The sequence below is a fragment of the Nonomuraea cypriaca genome, assembly GCF_015645445.1.
In the GTDB taxonomy this organism is placed as follows: domain Bacteria; phylum Actinomycetota; class Actinomycetes; order Streptosporangiales; family Streptosporangiaceae; genus Nonomuraea; species Nonomuraea cypriaca.
In genome coordinates, this window is the sequence record NZ_JADOGI010000338.1 from 1 (window position 1) to 8,814 (window position 8,814).

Annotated in this window: 9 protein-coding genes; 2 read left to right on the forward strand and 7 right to left on the reverse strand. The window is 68.4% G+C overall.

What is annotated here, in order from left to right; genetic code table 11:
• A partial coding sequence (locus tag ITP53_RS51470) for a hypothetical protein (protein ID WP_207757613.1) occupies positions 1 to 699 on the forward strand: 699 nt, incomplete at its 5' end.
• A 74-nt stretch (positions 700 to 773) separates the two neighbouring features.
• Entirely contained in the window at positions 774 to 2,108 is a 1,335-nt protein-coding gene (locus ITP53_RS51475) for a hypothetical protein (protein ID WP_195902807.1), read from the forward strand.
• 64 nt (positions 2,109 to 2,172) lie between these two features.
• Here the strand turns inward: ITP53_RS51475 and ITP53_RS51480 are convergent, their stop codons facing one another.
• The 7 genes from ITP53_RS51480 to ITP53_RS51510 all read right to left on the reverse strand — a co-directional run.
• Positions 2,173 to 2,925, reverse strand: a complete 753-nt coding sequence (locus ITP53_RS51480) for a succinate dehydrogenase/fumarate reductase iron-sulfur subunit (protein ID WP_195902808.1) — start codon at positions 2,923 to 2,925, stop codon at positions 2,173 to 2,175.
• Positions 2,922 to 4,823 carry a fumarate reductase/succinate dehydrogenase flavoprotein subunit gene (locus ITP53_RS51485; RefSeq protein ID WP_195902809.1) on the reverse strand — a complete coding sequence of 634 codons (1,902 nt, stop codon included), beginning with the start codon at positions 4,821 to 4,823 and terminating at the stop codon, positions 2,922 to 2,924. Before ITP53_RS51485 ends, ITP53_RS51480 begins: the two co-directional genes overlap by 4 nt.
• Positions 4,824 to 4,835: 12 nt before the next feature.
• Positions 4,836 to 5,624 carry a hypothetical protein gene (locus ITP53_RS51490; RefSeq protein ID WP_195902810.1) on the reverse strand — a complete coding sequence of 263 codons (789 nt, stop codon included), beginning with the start codon at positions 5,622 to 5,624 and terminating at the stop codon, positions 4,836 to 4,838.
• A gap of 175 nt (positions 5,625 to 5,799) precedes the next feature.
• The gene (locus tag ITP53_RS51495; RefSeq protein WP_195902811.1) at positions 5,800 to 6,273 is read right to left on the reverse strand and encodes a response regulator; all 474 of its coding nucleotides are present in this window, start codon (positions 6,271 to 6,273) and stop codon (positions 5,800 to 5,802) included.
• A complete protein-coding gene (locus tag ITP53_RS51500) occupies positions 6,266 to 7,423 on the reverse strand; it encodes a sensor histidine kinase (RefSeq protein WP_207757614.1) in 1,158 nt (385 codons plus the stop codon). Before ITP53_RS51500 ends, ITP53_RS51495 begins: the two co-directional genes overlap by 8 nt.
• On the reverse strand, positions 7,420 to 8,553 hold the full coding sequence (locus ITP53_RS51505) for a PP2C family protein-serine/threonine phosphatase (RefSeq protein WP_195902812.1): 1,134 nt from the start codon (positions 8,551 to 8,553) through the stop codon (positions 7,420 to 7,422). Before ITP53_RS51505 ends, ITP53_RS51500 begins: the two co-directional genes overlap by 4 nt.
• Positions 8,554 to 8,586: 33 nt before the next feature.
• Positions 8,587 to 8,814: LysR substrate-binding domain-containing protein (locus tag ITP53_RS51510; RefSeq protein WP_236052120.1), on the reverse strand; the 228-nt coding region annotated here is incomplete at its 5' end.

Genomic DNA, 8,814 nt, shown 5'->3' on the forward strand with positions numbered 1-8,814 from the left:
GGGGTGGAGCGCCAAAGGGCGAGGGCGGGTGGGGGCATCTTGCGCCTGCCGCAGGCCACGCCGTGGCAGGCCACCCCGAGCGTGCCGGGGCAGGCCGCCCCGAGCGCGCCCGCACAGATCTTTCCGAGCGCGCCCGCGCAGGACCTACCGAGGGTGTCCGCGCAGGATGTGCCGAGGGTGAGTGCGCAGGTTGCGCCGAGTGTGTCCGCGCAGGTGCCCAGGGCGGGTGCGCAGGCTCTGCCGAGTGCGTTCGCGCAGGTCGCGCCCACGGCGTCTGCCCAAGCGCTTCCGGGGGCGTCCGCCCAGGCCGTCCCGTCCGGGCAGGTGGTGCCGAGTATGTCCGCCCAGGCCGTGCCGAACGCGACCGCGCAGGTCGTGCCGAGTGTGTCGGCGCAGGTTCGGCCGGAGGCGGTGCCGCGTCCCAGTGGGGTTCAGCGGGTGCTGCCCACCGAGGTTCAGAGCGGCGTGGCGACGCCGGAGGTGGCGGTGACGTTCGGACCCGTGGAGGGGGAGGGGACGGCGCCGTTGCCATGGGAGATGCCGGTGTCGGGGAAGCGCGTTCAGCCTGTCGCGTGGGCCAGTTCGTTGGAGGGGCCCAAGGGCATGGTGTGGGCCGCCGGCGGCATTGGGGCGCTGCTGGGAGCCCTGTGGCTGATTGGCACGGTACAAAGACGCCGTAAACGGAGAATGGTGTTGTAATCCGGGCTTTACTGTTACTTTTACCCGACTAGTATTCCCTTGACCATGGTTCCGGGACTGCGCGGAGGGCACCGGTGGCACGCAGGCGAGCGACGGCCGTGTCCGCTGTCGTCCTGGCGTTGGGACTGACCAGCGCCGGGGTGACCCCCTTCATCGTGCAGAGCGCGAGCGCGTCGGTGGGCGCGTACGATCCCATCGAGGGCTGTGAAGCGGGCCAGACGTGTGAGGAGACCACGCCACAGACCACCGTCACGATCACCACGACGCTGGGCACGACGCCGACGCCGGAGCCTGAAGAAGAACAGCCCGAGACGACGATCACCAAGACCGTCACCGCGAGTCCGACGAAGAAGTCCTCGACCCCGAAGCCGACGAAGACCGTCACCAAGGCCCCGGAGACGTCCGCGGCGGCCACTCCGACGCAGAACATCCAGCCGCTGCCCACGCAGTCCGTCGAGGTGCCCCCGTCCACTCCGCCGACCTCGCAGGAGCCGGACATCTCGCTGCCGGCCGTCGCGTCCGAGACGCCGCCGCCCGCGACACCGACCCAGACGCAGCAGGCCTCCTCCGAGGAGGTGCCGCTGGAGCTGCGTAACGCGGCGCCGGAGTTCGACCAGCAGGAGCTGACGCAGAAGCTCAGCATTCCGGCGCTGGTGCTGGTGCTGCTGGCGTTGTTCGCGGTGCTGATCTTCGAGGGGCGGTTGCGCCGGATGGCCCACGCCGCCGCCGTGCGCAAGGCGGGGCCCCAGATGGGCGGCCGGCCCGACATGCCTCCGCCCGGTGGCGGTTATCCGGCGGGTCCTGGGTACGCCGCGGCGGGCTTCGCCGCCCCCGCCTATCCCGGCGGTACGGCGTACGCGCCGATCATCAGCTTCGTCCCCGTGCAGACCTATCCGAGCGGCCAGACCCAGTACGGCGCCGTCTACCAGGACCCCGGCCAGGCTTACCCGCACCAGGGGTACGCGCCGGAGCCCGCGCCGCAGCCGGAGCCCGTGGTGCTGCATCCGGACGAGTTCGACTCCTACAGCGAGCCGCCGGAGCCGCGCGAGGAGGCGCGGGAGCGGGATCCGTTCGAGCCGGTGATCCCGCCGGCGGCGCCGCCTTCTGACATCCCGCCCGGGGGCGCGAGCCCGTACGACGGCGGCGTCGAGCAGCCGCTCGGCCCGGCCTCGGCCGCGGAGACCGGTGACTCGGAGCCGTGGCAGCAGCGGCCGTCCCTGTTCGACCCGCCCCCGCGGCAGGGACACGAGCCGATGTCGGCCGAGGGACACGAGCCGACCCCGCCGCAGGGGTACGAGCCGCCGCCGTACCTGCCGGCCGACGAGGACGTGACCGCCGTCCAGCAGCAGGTGACGGAGGAGCAGCCGGAGCCCGCCAAGGAGAAGCGCGGCCGGCGCCGCAAGAAGTAAGGCCGCAAGAGGTTGAGGCGACACGAAAGGGGGGCCGGCATCCGGCCCCCCTTTTCGTACGGTCCTACTTGGCGCGCTTGAAGATCTTGTTGCCCAGCCACACCAGTGGGTCGTACTTGCGGTCCACCACGCGCTCCTTCATCGGGATCAGCGCGTTGTCGGTGATCTTGATGTGCTCGGGGCAGACCTCGGTGCAGCACTTGGTGATGTTGCAGTAGCCGAGCCCGTGCTCCTGCTGGGCCGACTCCTGCCGGTCCGCCACGTCGTACGGGTGCATGTCCAACTCGGCGATCCGCATGAGGAAGCGGGGACCGGAGAAGTTGGTCTTGTTCTCCTCGTGGTCGCGGATCACGTGGCAGACGTTGTTACACATGAAGCATTCGATGCACTTGCGGAACTCCTGCGAGCGCTCGACGTCGACCTGCTTCATGCGGTATTCGCCGGGCCGCACGTCGGCCGGCGGCGTGAACGACGGGATCTCCCTGGCCTTCTGGTAGTTGTACGAGACGTCGGTCACGAGGTCCTTGATGACGGGGAACGTCCGCATCGGCGTGACCGTGATGGTCTCGTCCTCCTCGAAGGTGGACATGCGGGTCATGCAGCCCAGCCGGGGCTTGCCGTTGATCTCCATGCTGCAGGAGCCGCACTTGCCGGCCTTGCAGTTCCAGCGCACCGCCAGGTCGGGCGCCTGGGTGGCCTGCAGTCTGTGGATGATGTCGAGGACGACCTCGCCCTCGTTGACCTCCACGGTGAAGTCCTCGAGCCCGCCTTCGCCGCCCTCGCCGCGCCAGACCTTGAACTTTGCCTTGTAGCTCATGACTTCGCTATCCCGTCGAACTCGGCCATTTCTTCGTCGGTGAGGTATTTGTTCAGCTCGTCGCGGTCGAACAGGGTGATCAGGTCGTCGCGCATGGCGGGCTGGACCTTCTCCTCGACCTTGACCACGGAGCCGTCCTGTGTCGAGCATACGAGCAGCTTGCGGCGCCATTGCGGGTTCATCCCCGGGTAGTCGTCGCGGGTGTGCCCGCCGCGGCTCTCCTCGCGCGTCAGCGCGGCGCGTGCCACGCACTCCGAGACCAGCACCATGTTGCGCAGGTCGATCGCCAGGTGCCAGCCCGGGTTGTAGATCCGGGTGCCGCCCGCCCCGACCATCCGTACGCGCCCCTTGAGCTTCTCCACGACCTGGAGGGCCTCGGAGACCTCATCGGCCTTGCGGATGATGCCGACGAGCTCGTTCATGGTCCGCTGGAGCTCGTGGTGGACCTCGTAGGGGTTCTCGCCGCTGCGTCCCAGGGGCGCCAGCGCCTCCTCGCGGGCCTCTTCGACGAGCTCGGCCGACACCTTGGGCCGGGCCTTGAGCCCGTCCACGTACGACGCCGCGCCCGCGCCCGCGCGCCGCCCGAACACCAGCAGGTCGGACAGCGAGTTGCCGCCCAGCCGGTTGGAGCCGTGCATGCCGCCGGACACCTCACCGGCCGCGAACAGCCCGGGTACGGCCGCCGCGCCGCTGTCGGCGTCCACCTCGACGCCGCCCATGATGTAGTGGCAGGTCGGGCCCACCTGCATGGGCTCGGCGGTGATGTCGACGTCGGCCAGCTCCTTGAACTGGTGGTGCATCGACGGCAGCCGCCGCTTGATCTCCTCCGCCGGGAGCCGGGTCGAGACGTCGAGGAACACGCCGCCCTGGGGCGAGCCGCGACCGGCCTTCACCTCGGCGTTGATCGCGCGGGCCACCTCGTCACGCGGCAGCAGCTCCGGCGGGCGCCGGTTGCTGGCCTGGTCGGTGTACCAGCGGTCGCCCTCCTCCTCGGAGGTGGCGTACTTGTCCTTGAACACGTCAGGGACGTAGTCGAACATGAAGCGCTTGCCCTCGGAGTTGCGCAGCACGCCGCCGTCGCCGCGGACGGACTCGGTGACGAGGATGCCGCGCACGGACGGCGGCCAGACCATCCCGGTGGGGTGGAACTGGATGAACTCCATGTTGATCAGGTTCGCGCCGGCGAGCAGGGCCAGGGCGTGGCCGTCGCCGGTGTACTCCCAGGAGTTGGAGGTGACGACGTACGACTTGCCGATGCCGCCGGTGGCCAGGACCACGGCGGGGGCGTCGAAGAGGATGAGATTTCCGGACTCGCGCCAGTAGCCGAACGCGCCGGAGATCCTGTCGCCGTCCTTGAGCAGGCGGGTGATCGTACATTCGGCGAAGACCTTGATGTAGGCCTCGTAGTCGCCGTGCGTCTCGTAGTCCTCCTGCTGGAGCGCGACGACACGCTGCTGGAGCGTGCGGATCAGCTCCAGTCCTGTACGGTCGCCCACGTGCGCCAGGCGGGGATATTCGTGGCCGCCGAAGTTGCGCTGGCTGATCTTGCCGTCCTTGGTGCGGTCGAACAGCGCGCCCCAGGCCTCCAGCTCCCAGACGCGGTCGGGCGCCTCCTTGGCGTGCAGTTCGGCCATCCGCCAGTTGTTGAGGAACTTGCCGCCCCGCATGGTGTCACGGAAGTGCACCATCCAGTTGTCGTCGGAGTTGACGTTGCCCATCGCGGCGGCCGCACCGCCCTCGGCCATGACGGTGTGCGCCTTGCCGAACAGGGACTTGCAGACGATCGCCGTTCTCTTGCCCTGCTGGCGGGCCTCGATCGCGGCCCGCAGCCCGGCGCCGCCCGCGCCGATGACGACGACGTCGTATTCGTGACGCTCTGTGTTAAGCGAGTTTTCCACTGAAGCTGGTCCTTACGCGTACGGGAAGTTGATGATGCCCTTGGCCACCAGGCGGACGTACAGGTCGGCGCCCATGACCGAGAACATCGAAGCCCACGCGAGGGGTTGGTGCCTGGCGTTGAGCTTGGACACGAACGTCCAGGCCCGATACCGGACAGGGTGACGGGAGAAGTGGTTGAGCCGGCCCGCGGTGATGTGCCTGCACGAGTGGCACGACAGCGTGTAGGCGTTGATCAGCACGGCGTTGACCAGCAGGATCCAGGTGCCCAGGCCGAGCGGCTTGTGGATGAGCGCCAGGACGGCGTCATAGGCCAGGATGAGGCCGATCACGATGGCCGCGTAGAAGAAGTACCTGTGGACGTTCTGGATGATCAGCGGGAAGCGCCGCTCACCGGTGTACTTGCCGTGCGGCTCCTGCACGGCGCACGCGGGCGGAGAGAGCCAGAACGACCGGTAGTACGACTTCCGGTAGTAGTAGCAGGTGAGCCGGAACCCGCCCGGCAGGGCGAGGATCAGCAGCCCCGGCGACAGGGTGTACCAGTCGCCGATCGGCGTCCAGCCGAACAGCTGCGCGCCCTCGGGACACGTCAGCTCGGCCAGGCACGGCGACGCGAACGGGGCGATGTACGGCTCGATGAAAATGCTGTTGTCGATGATCGCCCATACCCCGTAGACGAGGAAGGAGCTGAGCCCGAGGAACGTCACTAGCGGGACCAGCCACCACCTGTCTGTCCGCAGTGTGCGCACCTTGACCTGCGCACGCTGCCTTCTGACCGGAGCTTCTGGCGTCGTCTGGGTCATCGCGGACCTCTCCACCTCCCGCGGACCCTGCTCGCAGGGGGTCCGGGTTCGTTCGTTTTGGCGCGCGTACGGCGTCGCCGCTCGGGCGCGCATTGGTGGGGGATACGTTACGACGACGGCATCGAGATTTGTGAGAGGGATCACTCACTTTTTCGATGACTCGCTGTGATTCCTGTCACGTAGGCCCGTCATGGGCCTGCCATGGGCGCTGCCCATGTGCGGGCAACTTAACCACGGTCACGAAAAAATCATCTATTTGCCGGACAACCCGGATAAATTGCTCAAAATCTACCGGTTTCGACACATAAGCGTTGGCGTGCAGCCGGTAGCTGTGCAAGATGTCCTCCTCCGCCTCAGATGTCGTCAGGATCACCACCGGGATCGTCCGCAACGCAGAGTCGGCCTTGACCTCACGCAACACCTCCATGCCGCTCATCCTGGGCAGATTGAGGTCCAGCAGGATGAGGTCAGGCCGCGGCGCCTCGGCGAAGCCGTCCTCCTTACGCAGGTACGCCATCGCCTGCTCCCCGTCGTTGACGACGTGGAGCCGGTTACGCACCTTGTTGTAGTCGAAAGCCTCCTTCGTGAGCAGGATGTCCCCCTGGTCGTCCTCGACCAGGAGCACCTCGATGGGGCGCCAGTCACTCATCGTCATCTCCAGCGGCGGGTAGCGTCCAGCGGAACGTCGCGCCCCGCCCGTCGACACCACCCTGCGTGTCCCGGTCGAGCCACAGCTGTCCGCCGTGATACTCGACGATCTTGCGGCACAGAGCCAGGCCGATACCAGTTCCTGGATACACGTCGCGGGGGTGGAGACGCTGGAATATCAGGAAGATCCGGTCGGCGTACTTGGAGTCGACGCCGATGCCGTTGTCCGCGCAGCTGAACTCCCACGTGCCGCCGGACCTGCGGGCGCCGATGTGGATGCGCGGCGGCTCCTCGGAGCGGAATTTCACGGCGTTCTCGATCAGGTTCTGGAACAGCTGGGTGAGCTGCAGCCGGTTGCCCTTGACCTTGGGCAGGTCGTCCCTGGTGACCGTGGTGCCGGTGTCCTCGATCGTGGCAGACAGGTTCTCCAGCGCGATGTTCAGTGCCTCGCCGGCGTCGACCACGGACTTCTCGCCGGTGACGCGGCCGACCCTGGAGAAGTCGAGCAGGTCGTTGATCAGCATCTGCATGCGCTTGGCGCCGTCGACCGCGTAGTGGATGTACTGCTTGGCCCGTTCGTCGAGTTGCGGGCTGTAGCGCTGCTCCAGCATCTGGGTGAAGCTGGCGACCTTGCGCAGCGGCTCCTGCAGGTCGTGGCTGGCCACGTACGCGAACTGCTCCAGCTCGCCGTTCGACCTGCGCAGCTCCTCGGTCTGGTCGGTGGCGACGCGCCAGGCCGACACGATGCGGTCGCGCATGGAGTCGATGTGACTGGACAGCTCGGCCAGCTCCGCCGGTCTGTCGACGTGGATGGCGTGGTCGAAGTCGCCGGCGGCGACCGCGCGCACCTGCTCGGTGAGCTGGTCGACGGGCTTGAGCACGGCGTACCTGACGATGATCCCCAGCCCCACACCGCAGGCCAGCAGCACCGCGAACATCGCGATCAACGCCACGTTGAGCCGTTCGAGCTGCGCGGCGACCTCGGTCCCCGGGGTCAGGGCGCGGGCCTGCGCGCTCATCACCATGGTGACCACCACCCCGGTCACGAACGCGACCCCGGCCACGGCTCCGGTGAACATGAACCAGCGCGCGACGGGCAGTCTGCCGAGCCCGGTGGGCTCCTTGGGGGGTGGCAGCGGATGGATGCTCAATCTCTCCTCCTGCGTACCAGGACCATGGCCAGGTCGTCGCTCACCGTGCCCGCGTGGGTGATGAGCCGGTCGAGGTCGATGCAGCCGTGCTCGCGTACGAGGTCGACCAGGCCGTCCACGCCGAGCAGTTCATCGCGTTCGCCGACGACCGCCTCGATCAGGCCGTCGGTGTAGAGCATGATCGACCACTCCTCGCCGAGCGGCACGTCGATCACCGACCACTCCGCGTCGGTGAAGATGCCCAGCGGCGGGCCCGACGGGGTGCCCTGGAGCGCCTCGACCTCGCCGTCGCGGACCAGCACCGGCGGCGGGTGGCCGACCACGCGCATCCTGGCGACGCTCAGGTCAGGCGTGATCGTGGCCATGCAGAGCGTGGTGAAGATCTCGGGGGCGTTGCGTTCGGCCCGCAGCAGGGTGTCGAGCGTACGCAGCAGCGTGTCGCCCGTCTGGCCGGCCAGCACCAGCGTGCGCCAGGCGATGCGCAGCGCCACGCCGAGCGCGGCCTCGTCGGGGCCGTGCCCGCACACGTCGCCGACCACGACGTGCACGGCGCCGTCCGGCGTCTGCACCGTGTCGTAGAAGTCGCCGGCCAGCGTCCCGCCGCTGCCGGGCAGGTATCGGGTCAGGTGCTCGATCGCGTCGGTGTGCAGCAGGGCGCCGGGCAGCAGGGCGCTCTCCAGCCTGGCGTTCTCCTTGGCGGTCAGCTCCGCCTCGACGAGCCTGAGCTGGGCCAGGTCGGCGCGTTTGCGCTCTCTCGCGTACCTGATGGCCCTGGCCAGCAGCCGCGCGTCGACGTCCCCCTTGATCAGGTAGTCCTGCGCCCCGGCCTGCACGGCGGCTACGCCCACGTGTACGTTCCTGAGCCCCGTGAGGACCAGCACGGCCGCGTGCGGGGCCAGCGCCAGCACCTCCTCCAGCGCCTCCAGCCGGTTGGCGTCGGGCAGCGACAGGTCGACGAGCACGCACTGGATCTTGGAGGTCAGCTTCGCCTTGGCCTCCTGCAGGCTCCGCGCCCGGAGGATCCTCGGTGGCGACTCGGCCTCCTTGAGCAACTCCTCGACGAGAAAGGCGTCGCCGTCGTCATCCTCGATGAGGAGCAGCGTGAGTGTTTCCGAGAGATTCGCCGTCACATGACCTCTTCGGGCAGTTGGGCCACCATTTGCTCATTCTGCGATGAGCTCTACCCCTTGTGGAAGCGTGCCCTCATGTCCGGCCTCTACGACGAATGACAGCAATGTTTCCCTGAACGCCTGCGCGGCCGTGGTCAGCTCGACGTCCTTGCGGTGGGACAGCGCGATCGTCCGGCTGAGGCCCGGCGGCGCGAGCGGCGTGCCCGACAGGCCCGGTCGCCCGTCCAGCACCATCGAGGGCACCACCGCCACCCCCAGCCC

Bases quoted from the DNA above. Each gene is read 5' to 3' on its own strand.
- ITP53_RS51480 (WP_195902808.1), bottom strand. From the start codon at position 2,925: ATGAGCTACAAGGCAAAGTTCAAGGTCTGGCGCGGCGAGGGCGGCGAA.
- ITP53_RS51495 (WP_195902811.1), bottom strand. From the start codon at position 6,273: ATGAGTGACTGGCGCCCCATCGAGGTGCTCCTGGTCGAGGACGACCAG.
- ITP53_RS51490 (WP_195902810.1), bottom strand. From the start codon at position 5,624: ATGACCCAGACGACGCCAGAAGCTCCGGTCAGAAGGCAGCGTGCGCAG.